At 67.2% G+C, this 21,986-nt stretch carries 18 protein-coding genes; 14 read left to right on the top strand and 4 right to left on the bottom strand.

The annotated features are described in order from the left end of the window. Positions 1–101: 101 nt before the first annotated feature. Positions 102–863 (top strand): FadR/GntR family transcriptional regulator, encoded by a 762-nt coding sequence (locus C3Y15_RS18965; protein WP_011883997.1) that lies wholly within the window; start codon positions 102–104, stop codon positions 861–863. Between the two features lie 215 nt (positions 864–1,078). On the opposite strand, the gene C3Y15_RS18960 is transcribed toward C3Y15_RS18965, so the two are convergent. The 3 genes from C3Y15_RS18960 to pdxY all read right to left on the bottom strand — a co-directional run bounded on the left by C3Y15_RS18960 (position 1,079) and on the right by pdxY (position 5,903). Beyond that, positions 1,079–2,227, bottom strand: a complete 1,149-nt coding sequence (locus C3Y15_RS18960) for a branched-chain amino acid ABC transporter substrate-binding protein (RefSeq protein ID WP_011883998.1) — start codon at positions 2,225–2,227, stop codon at positions 1,079–1,081. A 386-nt stretch (positions 2,228–2,613) separates the two neighbouring features. Further along, positions 2,614–4,758 (bottom strand): phospholipase C, phosphocholine-specific, encoded by a 2,145-nt coding sequence (locus C3Y15_RS18950; protein WP_060122656.1) that lies wholly within the window; start codon positions 4,756–4,758, stop codon positions 2,614–2,616. A gap of 284 nt (positions 4,759–5,042) precedes the next feature. Next, positions 5,043–5,903: a pyridoxal kinase PdxY gene (gene pdxY, locus C3Y15_RS18945; RefSeq protein ID WP_011884000.1), complete on the bottom strand. Its 861-nt coding sequence runs from the start codon at positions 5,901–5,903 to the stop codon at positions 5,043–5,045. A gap of 175 nt (positions 5,904–6,078) precedes the next feature. Between pdxY and C3Y15_RS18940 the strand changes: the two genes are divergently transcribed. After that, entirely contained in the window at positions 6,079–7,137 is a 1,059-nt protein-coding gene (locus C3Y15_RS18940; RefSeq protein WP_059568536.1) for an alpha/beta hydrolase, read from the top strand. Positions 7,138–7,197: 60 nt separating this feature from the next. On the opposite strand, the gene C3Y15_RS18935 is transcribed toward C3Y15_RS18940, so the two are convergent. After that, positions 7,198–8,196, bottom strand: a complete 999-nt coding sequence (locus C3Y15_RS18935) for an LLM class flavin-dependent oxidoreductase (RefSeq protein ID WP_011884003.1) — start codon at positions 8,194–8,196, stop codon at positions 7,198–7,200. A gap of 638 nt (positions 8,197–8,834) precedes the next feature. Here C3Y15_RS18935 and hpnI point away from each other — a divergent pair. The 12 genes from hpnI (at position 8,835) to astA (ending at position 21,985) form a co-directional block, all read left to right on the top strand. Beyond that, the gene (gene hpnI / locus C3Y15_RS18930; RefSeq protein ID WP_059455548.1) at positions 8,835–10,007 is read left to right on the top strand and encodes a bacteriohopanetetrol glucosamine biosynthesis glycosyltransferase HpnI; all 1,173 of its coding nucleotides are present in this window, start codon (positions 8,835–8,837) and stop codon (positions 10,005–10,007) included. A gap of 161 nt (positions 10,008–10,168) precedes the next feature. Further along, on the top strand, positions 10,169–11,614 hold the full coding sequence (gene hpnJ / locus C3Y15_RS18925) for a hopanoid biosynthesis associated radical SAM protein HpnJ (protein WP_306306641.1): 1,446 nt from the start codon (positions 10,169–10,171) through the stop codon (positions 11,612–11,614). Positions 11,615–11,617: 3 nt separating this feature from the next. After that, a complete protein-coding gene (hpnK, locus tag C3Y15_RS18920; protein WP_059475878.1) occupies positions 11,618–12,502 on the top strand; it encodes a hopanoid biosynthesis-associated protein HpnK in 885 nt (294 codons plus the stop codon). Continuing rightward, positions 12,499–13,542, top strand: a complete 1,044-nt coding sequence (locus C3Y15_RS18915; RefSeq protein WP_014722753.1) for a lysylphosphatidylglycerol synthase domain-containing protein — start codon at positions 12,499–12,501, stop codon at positions 13,540–13,542. The genes hpnK and C3Y15_RS18915 overlap by 4 nt, the downstream gene beginning before the upstream one ends. 88 nt (positions 13,543–13,630) lie before the next feature. Next, positions 13,631–14,185 (top strand): hypothetical protein, encoded by a 555-nt coding sequence (locus C3Y15_RS18910; RefSeq protein ID WP_011884016.1) that lies wholly within the window; start codon positions 13,631–13,633, stop codon positions 14,183–14,185. 266 nt (positions 14,186–14,451) lie between these two features. Beyond that, positions 14,452–15,141: a histidine ABC transporter permease HisQ gene (gene hisQ / locus C3Y15_RS18905; RefSeq protein ID WP_011884017.1), complete on the top strand. Its 690-nt coding sequence runs from the start codon at positions 14,452–14,454 to the stop codon at positions 15,139–15,141. After that, complete coding sequence (locus tag C3Y15_RS18900; RefSeq protein ID WP_011884019.1) at positions 15,138–15,851, top strand: ABC transporter permease; 714 nt, start codon at positions 15,138–15,140, stop codon at positions 15,849–15,851. The genes hisQ and C3Y15_RS18900 overlap by 4 nt, the downstream gene beginning before the upstream one ends. Positions 15,852–15,872: 21 nt before the next feature. Next, positions 15,873–16,673 carry an ABC transporter ATP-binding protein gene (locus tag C3Y15_RS18895; RefSeq protein ID WP_011884020.1) on the top strand — a complete coding sequence of 267 codons (801 nt, stop codon included), beginning with the start codon at positions 15,873–15,875 and terminating at the stop codon, positions 16,671–16,673. 20 nt (positions 16,674–16,693) lie between these two features. Continuing rightward, a complete protein-coding gene (locus C3Y15_RS18890; RefSeq protein ID WP_011884021.1) occupies positions 16,694–17,734 on the top strand; it encodes a GlxA family transcriptional regulator in 1,041 nt (346 codons plus the stop codon). A gap of 883 nt (positions 17,735–18,617) precedes the next feature. Further along, a complete protein-coding gene (locus C3Y15_RS18875; protein ID WP_046422469.1) occupies positions 18,618–19,850 on the top strand; it encodes an aspartate aminotransferase family protein in 1,233 nt (410 codons plus the stop codon). A gap of 30 nt (positions 19,851–19,880) precedes the next feature. Next, complete coding sequence (aruF, locus tag C3Y15_RS18870; RefSeq protein ID WP_046422471.1) at positions 19,881–20,957, top strand: arginine/ornithine succinyltransferase subunit alpha; 1,077 nt, start codon at positions 19,881–19,883, stop codon at positions 20,955–20,957. Continuing rightward, on the top strand, positions 20,954–21,985 hold the full coding sequence (gene astA, locus C3Y15_RS18865; protein ID WP_011884025.1) for an arginine N-succinyltransferase: 1,032 nt from the start codon (positions 20,954–20,956) through the stop codon (positions 21,983–21,985). The genes aruF and astA overlap by 4 nt, the downstream gene beginning before the upstream one ends. The last annotated feature ends 1 nt before the right edge of the window (position 21,986 follow it).

The following is a 21,986-nucleotide window of genomic DNA, read 5'->3' as shown; positions in this document are numbered from 1 at the left end:
TCGGATGACTTGTGACGCAGTATAATGAATCCACGGCGTTCGCTCAAACCCCGCGTAAACCCTCGGCTCACATTACGATCACTCAAAAAGGAACCGGCCTCATGTCCGTGCCCACGCTTCCCGCAGCGCCGCGCCGTCGCGCCCGCAGCCTCGCACAAGATGTCGTCGACGCGCTGACCGCGCAGATCGAAAACGGCACGCTGCGTCCCGGCGACAAGCTGCCGACCGAAACCGAAGTCATGGCGGCGCAGGGCGTCAGCCGCACGGTCGTGCGCGAAGCGATCTCGCGGATGCAGGCGAGCGGCCTGATCGAAACGCGCCACGGGATCGGCAGCTTCGTGCTGGAGCCGTCGCGTCGTCGGGCGCTCGGGATCGATCCCGCGACCATCACGACGCTGCGCGACGTGCTCGCGGTGCTCGAGCTGCGGATCAGCCTCGAGAGCGAGTGCGCGAGCCTTGCCGCGCAACGCGCGAGCGACGCGGATCTCGCCGCGCTGCGCCGCGCGCTCGACGCGATCGCCTCGGGGGCGGGCGGCGGTCACGACACCGCGCAGCTCGACTTCCAGTTCCATCTGCAGATCGCGCAGTCGACCGGCAACCGCTATTTCGTCGACATCATGACGCAGCTGGGCGCGTCGATCATTCCGCGCACGCGCGTGAATTCCGCACGCTTCGCCGGCGACGACCTCGAGCGCTACGTGGCCCGGCTCAATCACGAGCACGAGGACATCTACGAGGCCATCGCACGCCACGACCCGGAGGCCGCGCGCGCCGCGATGCGCACGCACCTCACCAATAGCCGCGAGCGGCTGCGCCGCGCGCACGAGGCGGCCGAAGCGGAGCGTGATACGCAAGCCGGCTGAGACGCATGGCCACGCGGTGACGTACGCCGCATGCAGAGTGTATTGAGATCGGTCGTCGTATGAGATGGTGGCGACCTTGTCGGCGCAGTGGCCGCCGGCGCGCGTCGCGACCGCTCGCCACGCACGCCGGGGCAGGAGCGGTCGCGACGCGCATCGTCGTCGCGGCCCGCGCCGGGCGCCCGGTACAGCCGTCCGGGCGCGGTGCTGCCGGTCGATCAGCCTCCCTTCGTCACGATGGTCTTCCACGTGCCGTTCTTCACCTGGTACAGCGTCGACATCCCGCTCTTCAGCGAGCCGTCGTTGGCGAACGAGATGCGTCCGGTCACGCCTTCGAAGTCCACTTTCTTCAGCGCCGGGCGATAGACCTTCGGATCCGTCGAATTGGCCGCCTGCATCGCCTTGATCGCGGCCCATGCGGCGTCGTAGCCGAACTGCGCGTACGACAGCACGTCGACGCCGAAGCGCTTCTTGAAGCGCTTCTCGAAATCCTTGCCTTGCGGCAGTTCATCGAGCGGCCGGCCGTATTCCCACGCCATCGCGCCTTCGGCGGCCGGGCCGGCGATCTTCACGAACTCGTTGTCCTTCACGCCGCCGCCGCCGACGAACTGCGCGGTCAGCCCGAGCTGGCGCATCTGCTTGATGAAGTTCGCGGCCAGCGAATCGAGGCCGCCGAAGAAGATCAGGTCGGGATTCTTGCCCTTCAGGCTGGTGATCTGCGCGCGGAAGTCGACGGCCTGGTTGTTGGTGAACTCGCGGCCGATGATGTTGCCGCCGGCCGCCTTCACGGCCTTCTCGAACTCGTCCGCCTCGCCCTGGCCGAACGCGGTGCGGTCGTCGATGATCGCGATGCGTTTCGCCTTCGTCACGTCGACGGCGTACTTGCCCGCGTTGCCCGCGTTCTGGCCGTCGGTCGCGATCACCATGAACATGTTCGCGAGCCCGCGCGACGTGAGCGTCGGGTTGGTGGCGGCCGGGTCGATCACCGGGATGCCGGCCTTGTCGTAGACGACCGACGCCGGAATCGTCGTGCCCGAGTTGAAGTGGCCGATCACCACCGACACGTTCTGGTCGACCAGCGCCTGCGCGGCCTGCACGCCGATGCGCGGGTCGGCCTGATCGTCCTGCACGACGAGGTCGAAATGCGCGGGCTTGCCGGCGATCTGCACCTTCTGCGCGACCGCATCGTCGAGCGCGAGCTGCACGCCGTTCTGTAGATCCTTGCCGTAGCCGGCGTTCACGCCCGTGAGCGGTGCGGCGAAACCGACCTTCACGTCGGTTGCGTCGGCGGCGCGGGCGGCCTGTTGCGAGAGGAGTGCCAATGCGGATACGACCGATACCGACAGCAGGGAATGACGAAATTTCATGTTCGTTCCTCTTGTTCTACACCAGCGGGTGGATTCCGCACGCATCCGGCAGCCGGATGCGCGCGACGGGCGGGCGGTTCAACCGCTTCTCTGATCGGGCGGGTAGGTCCGGCGTGCTGCCATTCCAGGGAAGACGCTCCCGGCAGGCTCGGCGAGGAGCCCCGATCGCTTCGATTTATAGGTCGCCGATATGTGCGGGTCTTGGCAATTTGCCGCGCATTCGATGCGGATTTGCGCATAGCTTCCGCGCGTGCGGCAGCGGCCGGTATCGGGAGTTTCCCGTCACGAGCGGACGGACGAATGGAGGCAGGGCGGAAGGCGGGTAGAGCAGGAGGATGCGGCAGGCGACGCAGCCCCGCGGCGGGGCTGCGTCGCGCTGGCCGTCGTCAGTCGGCCAGCGCGTCCGACGCGGCTTCTACGACGTCCTGCGTCGCGCTCGTGCGGATCGCCGGGTCGCTGGTGCTCGGCCGGCCGGTCTCGACGTGGCCCGCGAAGCGGCGCACGAAGCCGAGCGGCCGCTCGTCGCTGACGGTCAGGTCATACCAGCCGTGGCTGCCGCGCAGGTCCCAGTAGTCGTCGACGTGGGCGCCCGGCGCGAGCTCGAACGTGCGTGCGCCGCGGTGGCCGTACGCGTTGCTCACCTTGAGCCGCACCGCCTTGTGGCCGCGGTTCATCAGACGTAGCGTGATGTTGCCGTTCGCGACGTCGTAGCCGTAGACCACCTCGGGGTTCGCGCTCGTGCCGCCGACGCCGCTCGCGAACGAGCCGCGGAAATGGCAATAGAAGCCGTTCGGACCGTACACGTCGAGGTCGTACAGGCCGAGCGACGCGGCGGCGCTCCACGTGTCGGCGAGCCGCTTGCCGGCTTCGACCGTGTACGCCCACGGGCCGTCGACGCGGTTGCGCGACTGCACCTGGAACGCCGCGCCGGCGCGGCCCGTGTTCGCGAAGGTCAGCCGGAACTGGCCGCTCGCGGGCTCGACGCGGCCGTGCACGAACAGCTCGTACGGCAGCGCGCGCGCCGGACGCAGCCCGGCTTCCTGTTTCGGCACCGTCTGCAGCACCGGCGGCACGGGGACGTAGTCGGGATGGCGCACGCGGTCGGCCGGCGCGTAGCCGCTCGTGTCCGGCAGCGTCGGCCAGGCGGCGTCGGCGTTCGAGAAGTCGAACGCCGACGTCAGGTTGCCGCACACCGCGCGGCGCCACGGCGATACGTTCGCGGCCGTGATCGGATATTGCGCACCGAAGCGCGCTTCGATGAATTGCAGCAGCGACGTGTGATCGAAGGTCTGCGAGCAGACCCAGCCGCCCTTGGTCCACGGCGACACCACGAGCATCGGCACGCGCGGCCCGAGCCCGTACGCGCCCGCCATGTGCGACGCGTCGCCGGCGAACACCTCGTTGGTCGTCGCGACGGTCGACAGCCCGTTATCGCGCGACTGCGGCGCGAACGGCGGCGGCACGTGGTCGAAGAAGCCGTCGTTTTCGTCGTAGGTGATGAAGAGCGCGGTCTTGCTCCACACGTCCGGGTTCGACACCAGCACCTTCAGCACTTGCTCGATGTACCACGCGCCGTAGTTCGCCGGCCAGTTCGGATGCTCGGAGTACGCTTCCGGCGCGCAGATCCACGACACCTGCGGCAGCGTGCCGTTCTTCACGTCCTGCTCCAGCACGTCGAACAGCGTGCCGCCGGCGCTGATGTTGGTGCCGGTGCGCGCCTTCTCGTACAGCGGCGTGCCGGGCAGCGCGTTGCGGTACTGGTTGAAGTACAGCAGCGCGTTGTCGCCGTAGTTGCCGATGTACGGGTTCTGCGTCCAGCCCCACGAGCCCTTCGCGTCGAGCCCGGTGCCGACGTCCTGGTAGATCTTCCACGACACGCCGGCCTGCTCGAGCACTTCCGGATAGGTCGTCCAGCCATAGCCCTGTTCCTCGTTGCCGAGCACCGGGCCGCCGCCCGTGCCGTCGTTGCCGACGTAGCCGGTCCACATGTAGTAGCGGTTCGGGTCGGTCGAGCTCGGGATCGCGCAGTGGTACGCGTCGCAGATCGTGAACGCGTCGGCGAGCTGATAGTGGAACGGGATGTCGTCGCGCTTCAGGTACGCCATCGTCGTGGTGCCCTTGTTCGGCACCCACTGATCGTAGCGGCCTTTGTTCCACGCGGCATGCATGTCCTGCCAGCCGTGCGGCAGATCCTGCAGGAACTGCAGGCCGAGGTTGTCGGCGCCCGGATGGAACGGCAGCACCTCGGCCGGGCCGGCCGGCTGGTGGAACACGGACTTGCCGCTCGCGAGGCGCAGCGGCCGCGGGTCGCCGAAGCCGCGCACGCCGCGCATCGTGCCGAAGTAATGGTCGAACGAGCGATTCTCCTGCATCAGGATCACGATGTGTTCGATGTCGCGGATCGTGCCGGTACGGCGGTTCGCGGGAATGGCGAGCGCATCGCGGATCACGGGCGGGAACAGGTTCAGCGCGGCGGCGCCGGCGGTGCCGGCGGCGACGCGGAGGAAGTCACGACGGGTCGATCGGGTCATGGTCGTTATCGTGGGGTAAAGGGGAGCCGGTTGGCGGGACATGCGGAACAACGGAACAGGCTGGCGCGCCCGGACGCAGGATGCGGCTGCGTCGGTCGTGCGGACGCGAGCATAGCGAGCAAACGGTGTCATTCATGTGAAGTCGGAAACGTTTGCACGGTTTGCAGGTACGGCGCGGGTTCGGTTGGGGCAGCGATGGCCCGCGTGGACGGCGGGAGAAGGGCGGCGCGCGGCGCGCCGCGCAGGCTTCGACACGCGGCGCCGCACGCCGCGCTACGGCTGCGTCAGGCGTCGGTCACCCACGCGCCGAACCACTCGCTCGGCCGCGCGATTTCATCCTGGGCGGCGACGAGCTCGAGCTCGTAGCGGCGTGCGTCGTAGGTCGCCTTGACCACCGCGTGCACGGCCGCGAGCGTGTGCTCGAACGCGCCGCGCACGGAATCGCCGCGCAGCCGGCGCGCGACGAAGATCGCGCTGGTGAGGTCGCCCACGCCGACCGGATGGCGCGGAAACGCATAGAGCGGACGCTGGCCGATCCATGCTTCGGTTTCGGTGACGGCCAGCATGTTGAAGCGGTCGGCCGGGCTGTTACGGTCGTGCAGGTGCTTGACGAGAATGAGCTTCGGGCCGCGGCGGATCAGGGCGCGGCACGCGTCCACGGCTTCGGCGACCGTCTCGATGCGCCGCCCCGCGAGCTTCTGCAGCTCGGTGTGGTTCGGCGACATGCCGTCGGCGAGCGCCGGCATCTCGTCGACGATGTATTCCTCGACGCCGGGCTCGGGCCGGATTCCGCCGGTCTGGCCCAACGCCGGATCGCAGAAGTACCACGCGTTCGGGTTCATCGCCTTCACCGTGCGCACGATCTCGACCGTGGCGCGCGCCTGCGCCGGCGAGCCGACGAAGCCGGACAGCACCGCGTCGCAGCGCTTCAGGCCGCCGATCGCGGCGACACCGTCGACCAGCTGCTCCATCTTCGCGGCGTCGATCGCGCTGCCGGCCCAGTGCCCGTACTGCATGTGGTTGGACAGCTGGACGGTGTTGAGCGGCCAGACGTTGACGCCGAGCCGTTGCATCGGAAACACGGCCGCGCTGTTGCCGGCATGTCCGTAGATCACGTGCGACTGAATGCTGAGGACGTTTTTCATGGGCGCTCGCCTGCAGGCGTTTCAGGGTCACGTCACAAGATACCCGAGTTCGTCGCGCGCGCGGAAGTCGCGCGGCCTTCGAGTGTTGCGCGCCGCCGTCAGCCCGACCGCGTAGAATCGCGGGGCGTGTGGCTGCCCGGCCGCCGCGCGTGCCCGTCCCATTACCGTGAGCGCCATGTTTTCGACTTCCCCGATCTTGTCCGTCGCGCGCGCCGCGTGGCTGGCCGCCGGCATCGCCGCCGCTGCGAGCGTCGCCACGGCCGCCGCCCCGACGCCGGCCGGCAACGACGGGCCCGCGTACGGCCCGCGGCTGGAAGGGTTCGCCTATCCGGCGCCGGTGCATCGCCATGCGTTCGTGTCGCAGCGCGAAACGCTCGAAATGGACTACATGGACGTGCAGCCGGCGCACCCGAACGGCCGCACCGTCGTCCTGCTGCACGGCAAGAACTTCTGCGCGGCGACCTGGGAGGACACGATCGACGTGCTGAGCCGCGCCGGCTATCGCGTGGTCGCGCCGGACCAGATCGGCTTCTGCAAGTCGTCGAAGCCGGAGCGCTATCAGTACAGCTTCCAGCAGCTCGCGCGCAACACGCACGCGCTGCTCGAGTCGATCGGCGTGAAGTCGGCGACGCTCGTCGGCCATTCGACCGGCGGCATGCTGGCGATACGCTACGCGCTGATGTATCCGAAGGCGACCGACCAGCTGGTGCTGGTGAACCCGATCGGCCTCGAGGACTGGAAGGCGCTCGGCGTGCCGCCGCTGTCGGTCGATTACTGGTACGCACGCGAGCTGAAGACGACGGCCGACGGCATCCGCCGCTACGAGCAGGCGACCTACTACGCGGGCAAGTGGGCGCCGTCGTACGAGCGCTGGGTGCAGATGCTCGCCGGCATGTATCGCGGCGCGGGCCGCGACGCGGTCGCGTGGAATTCGGCGCTCGTCTACGACATGATCTTCACGCAGCCGGTGGTCTACGAGCTCGGCGCGATTCGCGTGCCGACGCTGCTGCTGATCGGCGACAAGGACACGACCGCGATCGGCAAGGACGCCGCGCCGCCGGACGTGCACGCGAAGCTCGGCCGTTATCCGGAGCTTGCGAAGCGCACGCAGGCGGCGATTCCCGGTGCGCAACTGATCGAATTCCCGGCGCTCGGGCACGCGCCGCAGATCCAGGATCCGGACGCGTTCCACAAGGCGCTGCTCGACGGGATGGCTGCGGTCCATCCGCAGTGACGAAGTGACGAAGCGACGGGCGGGCGGGCGCGCGCCGCGAGCGGCGGCGCGGCCGCACCGTCAGCGCGTTTCGCTCGCCAGCTCGTCGCGGATCTGCGCGGCCAGCTCGAACGAGCGCAGCCGCGCCGCGTGATCGTAGATCTGGGCGGTGACGATCAGCTCGTCCGCACCCGTCTGCGCGATCCGGTCGCGTAACTGGTCGCGCACCGTGTCGCGCGAGCCGACGGCCGCGAACGACAGCGCATGCGCGACGTTCGCGAGTTCGAATTCGCTGGCCTCGAGCGCGTCGACCGGCGGCGGCAGCTTGCCCGGCGTGCCGCGGCGCAGGTTGATGAACTGCTGCTGCAGCGACGTGAAGAGGCGCCGTGCTTCTTCGTCGGTATCGGCGGCGAACACGTTCACGCCGACCATCGCATACGGCTTCGGCCACGCGGCCGACGGGCGGTATTGCGCGCGATAGAGTTCGAGCGCGCGCATCAGATAGTCCGGCGCAAAGTGCGATGCGAATGCGAACGGCAAGCCGAGCATCGCGGCGAGCTGCGCGCTGAACAGGCTCGAGCCGAGCAGCCAGATCGGCACGTCGAGCCCCGCGCCGGGCACCGCCCGCACGCGCTGGCCGGGCACCGGCGCCGCGAAGTAGCGCTGCAGCTCGGCGACGTCGTCCGGAAAGGAATCGGCGCTGCCGATCAGGTCGCGCCGCAGCGCGCGCGACGTGGTCTGGTCGGTGCCGGGCGCGCGGCCGAGCCCGAGGTCGATGCGGCCGGGGTACAGCGACGCCAGCGTGCCGAACTGCTCGGCGATCACGAGCGGCGCGTGGTTCGGCAGCATGATCCCGCCCGAGCCGACGCGGATCGTCTGCGTCGCGCCCGCCACGTGGCCGATCACGACGGCGGTCGCCGCGCTCGCGATACCCGGCATGTTGTGGTGCTCGGCGAGCCAGTAGCGGCGGTAGCCGAGGCGTTCCGCATGCTGCGCCAGATCGACGGTGTTGCGGAATGCCTGCGCGGCGTCGGCGCCTTCGGGGATGGGGGCGAGGTCGAGTACGGAAAACGGAATCATCGGATGGCCTTCGAAAGGAGGGGCGCGGTGATGCGCATGCGCAACAGATGACGACGATTCTGCCAAAGGGCCGCGCCGCGCGCTGGCGACGCACGGATACCCACACGCCTTACAGGGCTGCAAGCCACGCCCGTTTCATTGTTGCGAAAATCGATCCAATCCACGAATAATTACCAAACTTTACGGTGATTCCACGTGTCTTCGCACCGACGCACAATTCTCAACGAAATGTTTGATTTTGCAGACGGCAATACGCCTGCAAAGCGCTTACGCTAATGTCGGCAGGCCGGCGCCGAAATGGTTTGCCGGCCGCGCAGCTTTGCCGAAATTGCACCAGTCCGTTTCATGTTGCTCCGCGCGTGACGGTGCGCGGGCTGCTAAAATCCTGCGCCTGTCCATGTTTTGCCGATGCCAGCCATTCGAGTCTTCCCGCATCCCGTTCCGGGTTTCGCGTGAGGGGGCGGCCGCGCGAAGCCGGGCATGGCCGCTTTCGGGGCGAGCCGTGCCGCCCCTCATACAGACGCTGCTGGAACAAGGAGTCGGGTCGTGCCCGCGTTCGTCGCTGTCGTAATACCCCATCACGTTCAACCCGGTTCGAACGATCGACGTGCCGCCCGCGGTGCCGGGAGGCATGCCGCATGATGCCGACCGTCACGCTGCTCGACTGGCTGCTGGTCGCCTTCACGCTCGCCGCGGCCGGCTATGCGCTCGTCGCGGCCTTCGCGCCGGCGCCGCGCACGCCGCGCACCGCCGCGCGCGACGGCTTCGAGCCGGTCAGCGTGCTCAAGCCGCTGTGCGGCGCGGAGCCGCACCTGTACGAGAACCTCGCGACCTTCTGCGAACAGCGCCACCCGCGCCATGAAGTGCTGTTCGGCGTCGCGTCGGCGGCCGATCCGGCGATCGCGGTGGTCGAGCGGCTGCGTGCCGACTATCCGGAATGCGACATCACGCTCGTGATCGACGCGCGCGTGCACGGCAAGAATCTGAAGGTCAGCAACCTGATCAACCTGGCCGAGCGCGCGAAGTACGGCCGCATCGTGATCGCGGACAGCGACATCGCGGTGCAGCCCGATTATCTGGAGCGCGTGACGGCGCCGCTCGCCGATCCGTCGGTCGGCGTCGTCACGTGCCTGTATCATGCGCGCAGCGTCGGCGGCTTCTGGACGCGGATCGGCGCGCAGTTCGTCGACGCGTGGTTCGCGCCGTCGGTGCGGATCACGCACCTGGGCCGCTCGAGCCGCTTCGGGTTCGGCGCGACGCTCGCCGTCACGCGCGATACGCTCGATCGGATCGGCGGTTTTCTCGCGCTGAAGGACGAGCTCGCCGACGACTTCTGGCTCGCCGAGCTGCCGCGCCGCCTCGGGCGGCGCACCGTGTTGTCCGAGGTCGACGTCGCGACCGACGTGATCGAGCCGTCGTTCGGCCCGCTGTGGCATCGCGAGACGCGCTGGCTGCGCACGATCCGGTCGCTGAACCCGATGGGCTTCGCGTTCCTGTTCATCACGTTCACCGTGCCGTGGCTCGCGATCGGCGCGGCGCTCGCGCTGCGGCTGGACGGCACCGTCGCGGGCACGCTCGCGGGCGGCGCGGCCATCGTCGGTGCGTTCGGGCGGCTCGTGCTGCATGCGCGCGGCGAGGACGGTTGGAGTGCGTTCTGGCGCGACCTGCCGCTCGTGGCGGTACGCGACACGCTGCTCGCGCTCGAATGGCTGGCGGCCGCGTACGGCTCGCAGGTCGTGTGGCGCGGCGCGCGGATGACGGTGGTCGGCGGCGAGCGCGCGCCGGCGGTGGAAGGCGGCGACGGCTGCTGACGAGCATGTTGGGGGAGCCGGCCGCGCGCCCGCTCCCGAGCGAATCCGGCCCGAGGGCCGAGACGCGCCGCGCGGCCACGCCGCGCGACGCGACATGACAGAGGCGGGCGCCCACAGCGCGGCCCGCGGTTGATTGAAACTGAATCGTTGAAACGAATCGAATTATGCAGGCTACCGGAGCATTCATGAAAACGCTGTTCTTGCAGGCCCCTTCGTACGATGGCTTCGACGGCGGAGCCGGCTCGCGCTATCAGGCGAAGCGCGAAATCCGTTCCTTCTGGTACCCGACCTGGCTCGCGCAGCCGGCCGCGCTCGTGCCGGGCAGCCGCGTCGTCGACGCGCCGGCCGACGGCCTGTCGGTCGAGGAGACGCTGAAGATCGCCAACGACTACGATCTCGTGATCATCCACACGAGCACGCCGTCGTTCCCGACCGACGCGATGTTCGCGCAGGACCTGAAGAAGATGAAGCCGTCGCTGCTGGTCGGCATGGTCGGCGCGAAGGTGATGGTCGATCCGCACAATTCGCTGACGGCGAGCGACGCGATCGACTTCGTGTGCCGCGAGGAATTCGACTACACCTGCAAGGAAATCGCCGAAGGCAAGCCGTTCCCCGAGATCAAGGGCTTGAGCTGGCGCGCGAAGGACGGCTCGATCGAGCACAACGAAGCGCGTCCGATCCTCGAGAACATGGACGAGCTGCCGTTCGTCGCGCCCATCTACAAGCGCGACCTGAAGATCGACAACTACTTCATCGGCTACCTGAACTATCCGTACGTGTCGATCTACACGGGCCGCGGCTGCAAGTCGCGCTGCACGTTCTGCCTGTGGCCGCAGACGGTCAGCGGCCATCGCTATCGCACGCGCTCGGTCGAGAACGTGCTCGCCGAAGCGAAGTGGATCCGCGACAACATGCCGGAAGTGAAGGAACTGATGTTCGACGACGATACCTTCACCGACGACCTGCCGCGCGCCGAAGCGATCGCGATCGGCCTGGGCAAGCTCGGCATGACGTGGTCGTGCAACGCGAAGGCGAACGTGCCGTACAAGTCGCTGAAGATCATGAAGGAAAACGGCCTGCGCCTGCTGCTGGTCGGCTTCGAATCCGGCGACGACCAGATCCTCGTGAACATCAAGAAGGGCGTGCGCACCGATTTCGCGCGCCGCTTCAGCGCGGACTGCAAGAAGCTCGGCATCAAGATCCACGGCACCTTCATCCTCGGCCTGCCGGGCGAGACGCCGGAAACCATCAAGAAGACGATCGAGTACGCGAAGGAAATCAACCCGCACACGATCCAGGTGTCGCTCGCCGCGCCGTATCCGGGCACGACGCTGTACAAGCAGGCCGTCGAGAACGGCTGGATGGAAGAGAACAAGACGATCAACCTGGTCAGCAAAGAAGGCGTGCAGCTGGCCGCGATCGGCTATCCGCACCTGTCGCGCGACGAGATCTATCACCATCTCGAGCAGTTCTATCGCGAGTTCTATTTCCGTCCGTCGAAGATCTGGGAAATCGTCCGCGAGATGCTGACGAGCTGGGACATGATGAAGCGCCGTCTGCGCGAAGGCGTGGAGTTCTTCCGCTTCCTGCGCGCGCACGAGGCCTGATTCGTGACGACGCAGCGGGCGGCGCGGGCGCTGATCTTCACCGCGGACGACTTCGGGCTGCATCCGCGCGTGAACGCGGCGGTCGAGCGCGCGCATCGCGACGGCGTGCTCAACGCCGCGAGCCTGATGGTCGGCGCGAGCGCCGCGCAGGATGCGATCGAGCGCGCGCGGCGGCTGCCGTCGCTCGCGGTCGGTCTGCATCTGGTGCTCGCGGACGGGCCGGCCACGCTGCCCGCGCATGAGATACCGGCGCTCGTCGGCCGCGACGGGCGCTTCGGCGACGCGATGGCGAAGGACGGCTGCCGCTTCTTCTTCCTGCCGCACGTGCGCGCGCAGCTGCGCCGCGAGATCCGCGCGCAGTTCGAGGCGTTCGCGGCGAGCGGCCTGCCGCTCGACCACGTGAACGCGCACAAGCATTTCCATCTGCATCCGACCGTGCTGTCGATGATCATCGACATCGGTCGCGACTACGGGCTGCGCGCCGTGCGGCTGCCGTACGAAGCGAGCGCGAGTGCGCTGCTCAAGCCGTGGATCGCGCTCGTGCGCGCGCGGCTCGACCGCGCGGGGCTCGCGCACAATGATTACGTGGTCGGCATCGAGCATACGGGCGCCATGGACGAGCGCGTGCTGCTCGACGCGCTCGCCGCGCTGCCGCCCGGTGTCGGCGAGATCTATTGCCATCCGGCCGAAGCCGGCGACGGCCCGATCACGCCGACGATGGCCGATTACCGTCCGGTCGACGAGCTCGACGCGCTGCTGTCGCCGCGCGTCGCGGCTGCGCTGAAGGCGGCCGGCGTCGCGACCGGCGGGTTCGCCGACGTGTTCGGTCAGCGCGCGGCGCGCCGCGGCGCGCACCACGCGCGCGAAGCGGGGGCGCAGCCGTCGTGACCAAATGGATCAAATGGCTCGGCTGGCCAATCGGCATCGGGATCCTGCTCGCGCTGGGCCTGCACGAGGGCATCGGCGACGTGTCGCGGATGATCGAGCGCGCCGGCTTCGCGCTGCTGTGGCTCGTGCCGTTTCACGCGCTGCCGCTGCTGCTCGACGCATACGCGTGGCATCAGCTGCTCGACCGTCGCGCGACGCTGCCGTTCCTGTGGTGGATCGCGACCGTGCGCGAGGCGGTGAACCGCCTGTTGCCGGTCGTCGGCATCGGCGGCGAGCTGGTCGGCATCCGGCTCGCGCGCTGGCAGGTGGCCGACGCGAGCCGCGTGACCGCGTCGGTGATCGTCGAGGTGCTGGTGACGATCGTCGTCCAGTATGCGTTCGCGGCGCTCGGCCTCGTGCTGCTGCTGGCGACCACGCACGACATGGGCGGCGGCACGATCGGCCTCGCGCTGGTGTTGACGCTGCCGTTGCCGGTGCTCGGCGTCGTGCTGATGCGCCGCGGCGGCGTCTTCCACGCGATCGAGCGTTTTGCCGGGCGCTTGCTCGGCGATTCGCACCGCTTGCTGCAGGGCGTCGACGGCCGGCGGCTCGATCGCGACATCGATGCGCTGATGTCGCGCACCGCGCTGCTGTTCAGCGCGTTCTTCTGGCAGCTGGCCGGCTACGTGCTCGGTGCGCTCGAGATCTACTGGGCGCTCGCGCTGCTCGGCCATCCGGTGTCGATCGGCGGCGCGGTCGCGATCGAGGCGATGACGCAGGCCGTGCGCCATGCGGCGTTCATGGTGCCGGGCGGCCTCGGCGTGCAGGAGGCCACCGTCGTGCTGCTCGCGCAGATGTTCGGCGTCGATCGCGAGAGCGCGCTGTCGCTCGCGCTGGTCAAGCGCGGCCGTGAGGTGCTGTTCGGCTGTCTCGCGCTCGGCTCGTGGCAGCTGGCCGAGCTCGTGCGCACGCGCGGCCGGATCGCCGCGATCCCGGCCGCCGCGCGCGTCGCGCAGCCGCTGCGCGGCGAGCGCGAGCGTCAGACCGAATCGACCCATTGAACGGGTGACGGGCCGCGCGGCCCGTCTCGCGCTTTTGGCGCGGCGCGGGTATGCTTGCCGCGTGTTTTCTCGACGCGCAATTCTTCCGATGATCTTTCGTTTCCGGCTGTTTCCCGTGACGCTGCTGGCTGCCGCACTCGCGCTGTCCGGCTGCAACGACAAGGGCGATCTCGACGTGCAACGCATCAGGGATTTCTTCACCGCGATCAAGCCGGCGCCGCTGCTGCTCAAGGGGCTGAAGGTCGGCGTGTCGACCGAGGCCGACGTGCGCGAGACGATGGGCAAGCCCGACACCGAGCGCATGTTCACCGACGGCTCGAAACGCCTCGAATATCCGCGCGGGCCGATGGGCAACCAGACCTGGTTCGTCGATCTCGACGCGAGCGGCCATTACGTCGGCGCGACCCAGGTGCTCACCGCCGAGAATTTCGCGAAGGTGCGCCCCGGCATGAACGAGGACGAGGTGCGGCGCCTGCTCGGCAAGCCGGGCGACGTCGCGCAGTATCCGCTCAAGCCCGAGACGGTATGGAGCTGGCGCTGGCTCGAGGACGGCGTGAACACCGACGCGTTCTTCAACGTCCATTTCGGCCCGGACGGGCTCGTCTACACGACTTCGCGCTCCGACATCCTGAAGGGGCGCTGACTCCCGGCGCGTCGCGATATCGAAAAAGCGACCGGAAAATTGCAAAAAAGCCGCTTCCCTGCGTGTTGTACGACTGTCAGGGAGCGGCTTTTTTCCTTTTGAAACAGCGCCGTAGCCCGCGCGTTCAAATCGCCGCATCGTTTGCTGCGACGCAGCAATGGCGGACGAGGTGATTTGAGACAAATATTTTCGCTTGCGACTATCCGCGTCAGCCCGGCGTGGGACAGGTATGCGCGCCGGTAACCCTGTCAACACTGGAGACGCGCGTGTTCCTTTACGGCTTTGGTCCCGTCCTGTGGGCCGGCACCGTGCAGACCATCGAGCTGTCGGTTCTGTCGCTCGCCACCGCGGTGGCGCTGGGGCTGATCGGCGCGGTGGCGAAGCTGTCGCACAACCGGGTGCTGCGAGCGATCGCGACCGGCTATACGACGCTGATCCGCTCGGTGCCCGATCTCGTCCTGATGCTGCTGCTGTTCTACAGCATTCAGATCTGGCTGAACCAGTTCACCGACCTGCTGGGCTGGGACCAGATCGACATCGATCCGTTCGTCGCCGGCGTGCTGACGCTCGGCTTCATCTACGGTGCGTACTTCACCGAGACGTTCCGCGGCGCGTTCCTGTCGGTGCCGCGCGGTCAGCTCGAAGCGGGCGCGGCATACGGGATGAGCGGCGCGCGCGTGTTCGCGCGGATCATGTTTCCGCAGATGATGCGCTTCGCACTGCCGGGCATCGGCAACAACTGGCAGGTGCTCGTGAAGGCGACCGCACTGGTGTCGATCATCGGCCTCGCGGACGTCGTGAAGGCCGCGCAGGACGCCGGCAAGAGCACGTTCAACATGTTCTTCTTCATTCTCGTTGCGGCGCTGATCTATCTTGCGATCACGACCGTTTCCAATCTCGTGCTGATCCAGCTCGAGAAGCGTTATTCCATGGGCGTGCGGCACGCAGAACTATGATCGAGATTCTCCAGGAATTCGGCCAGGCGTTTCTTTACTGGGACGGCCAGCGGTTGTCCGGCCTCGCGGTGACGTTGTGGCTGCTGGTCGCGTCGATTTCGCTCGGCTTCGTGTGCGCGGTGCCGCTCGCCGTTGCGCGCGTGTCGAAGAAGCGCTGGGTGTCGACGCCGGTGCGCCTTTACACGTACGTGTTTCGCGGCACGCCGCTCTACGTGCAGTTGCTGCTGATGTACACGGGCATGTACAGCCTCGAGTTCGTCCGTTCGCATTCGCTGCTCGACGCGTTTTTCCGCAGCGGCTTCAACTGCGCGATTCTTGCGTTCGCGCTGAACACGTGTGCGTACACGACGGAGATCTTCGCCGGTGCGATCCGTGCGATTCCGCACGGCGAGGTCGAGGCTGCGCGCGCATACGGGATGTCGCCGTTCACGATGTACCGGCGCGTGATCGTACCGTCGGCGCTGCGGCGTGCGCTGCCGCTGTACAGCAACGAGGTGATCCTGATGCTGCACGCGACCACCGTCGCGTTCACCGCGACCGTGCCGGACATTCTGAAAGTTGCGCGCGACGCCAATTCCGCGACCTACATGGCGTTCCAGTCGTTCGGCCTCGCCGCGCTGATCTATCTTGCGGTATCGTTCGCACTCGTCGCGGCATTTCGCCGGGCGGAGCGCCACTGGCTCGCGTATCTCGCGGCCGGACGTCATTGATTTCACTTCGAGGAGAGCCAGTTGGCCGAGATCACTCAAACGAGCGCGTCCGCTTCCGTCAAGCTTGCCGCGGTCGACATTCACAAGCGCTATGGCGATAACGAGGTGCTCAAGGGCGTGTCGCTGAACGCGAAGGCCGGCGACGTCATCAGCATCATCGGCGCGAGCGGTTCGGGCAAGAGCACGTTCCTGCGCTGCATCAATTTTCTCGAGCGGCCGAACGCGGGGCAGATCGTCGTCGACGGCGAGACCGTGCGCACGAAGACCGACCGTGCCGGCGCGCTGGAAGTTGCCGATCACAAGCAGTTGCAGCGGATCCGCACGAAGCTGGCGATGGTGTTCCAGCACTTCAATCTGTGGGCGCACATGAACGTGCTCGAGAACGTGATGGAAGCGCCGGTGCATGTGCTCGGCATCACGAAGAAAGAGGCCGAGGAGCGTGCGCGCGAGTATCTGGAGAAGGTTGGTCTGCCGCCGCGCGTCGAGAAGCAGTATCCGTCGCATCTGTCGGGCGGCCAGCAGCAGCGCGTCGCGATCGCGCGGGCGCTCGCGATGCATCCGGACGTGATGCTGTTCGACGAGCCGACTTCGGCGCTCGATCCGGAGCTCGTCGGCGAGGTGCTGAAGGTGATGCAGAAGCTCGCCGAGGAGGGGCGCACGATGATCGTCGTCACGCACGAGATGGGTTTTGCGCGCAACGTGTCGAACCACGTGATGTTCCTGCATCAGGGGCGGACCGAGGAGCAGGGCGATCCGAAGGAAGTGCTGGTGCGTCCGCAGAGCGAGCGTCTGAAGCAGTTCCTGTCGGGCAGTCTCAAGTAACGCGACGGGCGGTTTTCATCGTGGTCCCGGTGTCTCGTCCCGCAGGCGCCACCCGCACGACGCAGGTGGCGATCGTTGCGTTGCCGCCCGTGTCGATGTCGGGTGTGGGGCCGATCGTCGATGCGTTGAATCTCGCGAACGAGATCGACGGGCGGCTGTTGTATCGGTGGCAGGTGTGTTCGTGGGACGGGCGGCCGGTGCCGCTCGCCGGCGGTGCGCACTGGCATGCCGATGCGGCGTTCAACGATGCGATCGCGTGTGACTGGCTGATCGTCGTATCGGAGCGGTTTCAGCAGTTCGCCGACTATCGGTTGTTTCTCGCGAGCCTGGCGCGGGTCGGGCAGCGTACGCCGGTCGTCAGCGGGATTCACCACGGCGTGTGGTGGCTGGCGATGGCGGGGCAGTTGTCCGGGTATCGCGTGAGCGTGAACTGGGAGACGTATCAGCAGTTTGCCGAGCAGTTCGAGCGTTCGATCGTCACGCAGCAGATCTTCGAGATCGATCGTGATCGGGCGACCTGTGCGGGCGGGCAGGCGACGGTCGATTTCATGCTGGCGATGATCGGCCGTGAGCATGGGGCCGATCTGGCGGAGCGGATTGCCGATGCGCTGGGCGCCGGCACGCTGCGCAGCGGCGAGGAGCGGCAGCGGATTCCGTTCGTTACTGCGCCCGGCGAGCGGCATCCGCGGCTCAACGATGCGTTGTTGCTGATGGAGGCCAATATCGAGGATCCGCTCACGACCGACGAGATTGCCGGGTTGGTGGGGGTGTCGCGGCGGCAGCTCGAGCGGTTGTTTCGGCAGTATCTTGGGGCGATGCCGTCGAAGTATTACCTCAATCTTCGGTTGCTCAAGGCGCGTACGCAGTTGCAGCGGACCAGCAAGTCGGTCGTGCAGGTCAGTCTCGCCTGTGGGTTTTCTTCTGCTGCGCATTTTTCCAATGCTTATCGCGAGCGGTTTGGGGTGACGCCGCGGGAGGATCGGCGGGCGTGGCTCGAGAAGCAGACCGGGGGTGGGAGTGAGCCGCGGGCTGGGGCGTTGGTCGAGCGTCATGGGGATTAGCTAGCGCGGTTTTGTCGTGCGACTTGGCGTTGGCGTGAAATACCTGTGATCGTGTCGGTCTATTAGCGTCGCCCCTGCGCGGGGCGGCGGTTACTTTTCTTTGTCTTGCCAAAGAAAAGTAACCAAAAGAAAGGCGCTCAGATAACGCGTGACCTCCCGGTGCCATGGTCACCGGAGTGGCCACCGCCTAAGTGTCCGCGCCAGTAACGAAGCCGGAGTGGTTCGAGAATAGTTCTGACATCACTCACCACACCACAGAGCGGTATACCGCCCGCTAGCTCCGTCCTCGCTTCGCTCGGACGACGGGCAACTCCCCGGTTTCAAGGCGAGCGATCCGTGTATCCGCAATGGTTCCCCATCGCGCCAGCACGGAGAAAATCGTCCGGTTGTAATCGTGAAGGGCTAATTGATCTGGAGCACTTATTTCATGGTCAGCTCGCGCACGTGGCGCAGATTTTGCGGTTGAAGTACCTTGCAGCCGAGCGCAGCGAGGATGGAGCTGGCGGGCGGTATACCGCTCTGTGGTGTGGTGAGTGATGTCAGAACTATTTCTCGAACCACTCCGGGTTCCTGTCTGGCGCGGACACTTAGGCGGTGGCCACTCCGGGTGCCATGGCACCGGGAGGTCATGCGTTATCTGAGCGCCTTTCTTTTGGTTACTTTTCTTTGGCAAGACAAAGAAAAGTAACCGCCGCCCCGCGCAGGGGCGACGCTAATAGACCGACACGATCACAGGTATTTCACGCCAACGCCAACGCCACCAGCAAGTCAGCCCGACAAAACCGCTTCCGATAGAACCCGTCGCAATTCCGCAAGACGCTTGCGCAGCCCTTACCTAAACTTGAACCTGTTGAACCCTCTTACGAACCCGAAAGGAACGACCATGACGACCTCGACCGTGACCCGCCAGACATTCGACGAAGTGATGGTGCCGGTATTCTCCCCCGCGCCGTTCGTGCCGGACCGTGCAGAGGGCTCGCGCGTGTGGGACACGGCCGGCCGCGAGTACGTGGATTTCGCATGCGGCATCGCGGTCACGTCGCTGGGCCACGGCCATCCGGAACTGCTGAAGGTGCTCGACGAACAGGGCCGCAAGCTCTGGCACATCGGCAACGGCTACACGAACGAACCGGTCCTGCGTCTCGCGAAACGCCTCGAATCGCTGACCTTCGCCGACCGCGCATTCTTCGCGAACTCGGGCGCCGAAGCCAACGAAGCCGCACTCAAGCTCGCCCGCCGCGTCGCATTCGATCGCCACGGCGCCGACAAATATGAAATCGTCTCGTTCGTCCAGTCGTTCCACGGCCGCACGCTATTCACGGTCAGCGTCGGCGGCCAGCCGAAATACTCCGAAGGCTTCGGTCCCGTCCCGGCCGGCATCAAACACCTGCCGTTCAACGACATCGAAGCCGCCAAGGCCGCGATCGGCCCGCAAACCTGCGCGGTGATCGTCGAGCCGGTGCAGGGCGAAGGCGGCGTGATCCCGGCCGATCCGGCCTTCCTGAAAGCCCTGCGCGACGCATGCGATGCAAACGACGCACTGCTGATCTTCGACGAAGTGCAAACGGGCGTCGGCCGCACCGGCCACTTCTACGCGTACATGGATACGGGCGTCACACCCGACATCCTCACCACCGCCAAAGCACTCGGCAACGGCTTCCCGATCGGCGCGATGCTGACGACCAACGAACTCGCCGCGCACTTCAAGGTCGGCGTCCACGGCACCACCTACGGCGGCAACCCGCTCGCGTCGGCCATCGCCGACAAGGTCGTCGAACTGATCGCCGAGCCCGCGCTGCTCGAAGGCGTGCGCGAACGCAGCGTGCGCCTGAAAGGCGCGCTGGAACGCATCAACGCACGCTTCGGCATCTTCAAGGACATCCGCGGCAAGGGCCTGCTGGTCGGCGCGGAACTGACCGCGGCGTTCGACGGTCGCGCGAAGGACTTCGTCAACGCGGCCGCCGACAACGGCCTCATCATGCTGATCGCCGGCCCGAACGTGCTGCGCTTCGTGCCGTCGCTGGTGATCCCGTTCGACCTGCTCGACGAAGGCGTGAAGCGCTTCGAAAAGGCGGTCGAGCAGGTGCTCGCGGTCCACGAAGCCACCGCGCGCTGAGCGGCGCGCCCATCGCAGACAGGAACGACGATGCTATTTGTCCGCCCCGGCAAACTCACGGATCTCGATGCGCTCGCGCAGATGGCGCGCACCGCGCAGCCGGTCCTGCACTCGCTGCCGCACGACCGCGCAGCGCTCGAAGCGCGCGTGGCGCTCTCCGAAGACTCGTTTCGCGCCGACGTCGACTTCGCCGGCGAAGAGTTCTACCTGTTCGTGCTCGAGGATTCATCGACCGGCAAGCTGCTCGGCACGGCGAGCATCGTCGCCGCGGCCGGCTACTCGGAACCGTTCTACGCGTTCCGCAACGACGCGTTGATCCATGCGTCGCGCGAGCTGCACGTGAACCGCAAGATCCATGCGCTCACGATGTCGCACGAGCTCACCGGCAAGAGCCGGCTCGCCGGCTTCTACGTCGATCCGTCGCTGCGCGGCGACGCGGCCGCGCACCTGATCTCGCGCGCGCGAATGATGTACATCGCCGCGAACCGCCGCCGCTTCACGCCCGAAGTCTTCACGCTGCTGCTCGGCGTGAGCGACGCCACGGGCGCCTCGCCGTTCTGGGAAGCGGTGGGCCGCAAGTTCTTCGGCCGCGACTTCACCGACGTCGACATCGCATCGGGCGGCCGCAGCCGAACCTTCATCGCTGAAGTGATGCCGGCCTATCCGCTGTACGTGCCGCTGCTGCCCGAAGCCGCGCAGCGCGTACTCGGCGAGCCGAACGAATCGGCGCTGCTCGCGTACGACATCCACCTCGAGGAAGGCTTCGAACCCGACCGCTTCGTCGACATCTTCGACGCGGGCCCCGTGCTCACCGCGCAGGTCGACCGCACCGCCTGCGTGAAGTTCGCCGCCGAGCGCACCGTGCGCGAAGCCTCGCGTCAGCAGGGCGACGTCGCGTACATGGTGTCGAGCGGCAGCGGCGAAGCGTTCCGCTGCGTGCTGGCCGATCTGCCCGCGGGCGTGGCCGATGCGGCCGACGCACATGGCGCCGACGCGCCGCTCGCCGCCGACGTGCGCGCGGCGCTCGACGTGAAGGATGGCGATGTCGTGCGCTGCGTGCCGCTGCATCGCCGCGACGATGAAGACATGAAGGGAGACGCAGCATGATCGTCGTTCGGGTCGTACAAACGGGCGACGTCGACGCGCTCGTGTCGCTCGCGCAGGAAACCGGGCCGGGCCTGACCACGTTCAAGCCCGACCGCGACGCGCTCGCCGCGCGCATCGAACGCTCGCGCCGCACGCTCGACGGCCGCGCCGCGCCGGGCGAAGCCGGCTACTTCTTCGTGATGGAAGATTCGACGACGGGCGACATCGCGGGCGTCTGCGGGATCGAGTCGCAGGTCGGCCTCGAGCAGCCGTTCTACAACTATCGCGTGAGCACCGTCGTGCATGCGAGCCAGGAGCTCGGCGTGTGGACGCGCATGCACGCGCTGAACATCTCGCACGACCTGACCGGCTACGCGGAAGTGTGCTCGCTGTTCCTGAGCCCGCGCTATCGCACGGGCGGCGTCGGCGGCCTGCTGTCGCGCTCGCGCTTCATGTTCATCGCGCAGTTCCGCGAGCGCTTTCCGGAACGCATCTGCGCGGAGCTGCGCGGGCACTTCGACGAGGACGGCACGTCGCCGTTCTGGCGCGCCGTCGGCTCGCACTTCTACCAGATCGACTTCAACGCGGCCGATTACCTGAGCTCGCACGGCCGCAAGTCGTTCCTCGCCGAACTGATGCCGCGCTATCCGGTGTACGTCGACCTGCTGCCGCAGGACGCGCAGGACGCGGTCGGCCTCACGCACCGCGACACGCTGCCGGCCCGCAAGATGCTCGAAGCAGAAGGGCTGCGCTATCAGAACCACGTCGACATCTTCGATGCCGGCCCGGTGCTCGAATGCCACATCAACGACCTGCGCACCGTGCGCGAGAGCGTGGTCGTGCCGGCCGCGATCGGCGTGCCCGATGCGCTCGGCGACGCGAGCCGCTCGCTGGTCTCGAATACGTCGCTGCACGACTTCCGCGTCGGCGTCGCGCCGGGCGTGGTCGCGAACGGATCGTTCGTGCTGTCGGCCGACGATGCCGCCGCGCTCGACGTGAAGGCCGGCGATCCGGTCCGCGTGCTGCCGCTCAAAGCCAAACAGGGATAAA

The sequence above is a fragment of the Burkholderia sp. B10 genome (assembly GCF_004368385.1).
Classification (GTDB): Bacteria; Pseudomonadota; Gammaproteobacteria; order Burkholderiales; family Burkholderiaceae; genus Burkholderia; species Burkholderia vietnamiensis.
The sequence above is the reverse complement of the archived record's forward strand: the minus strand, read 5'-3'. Positions and strand labels throughout refer to the sequence as shown.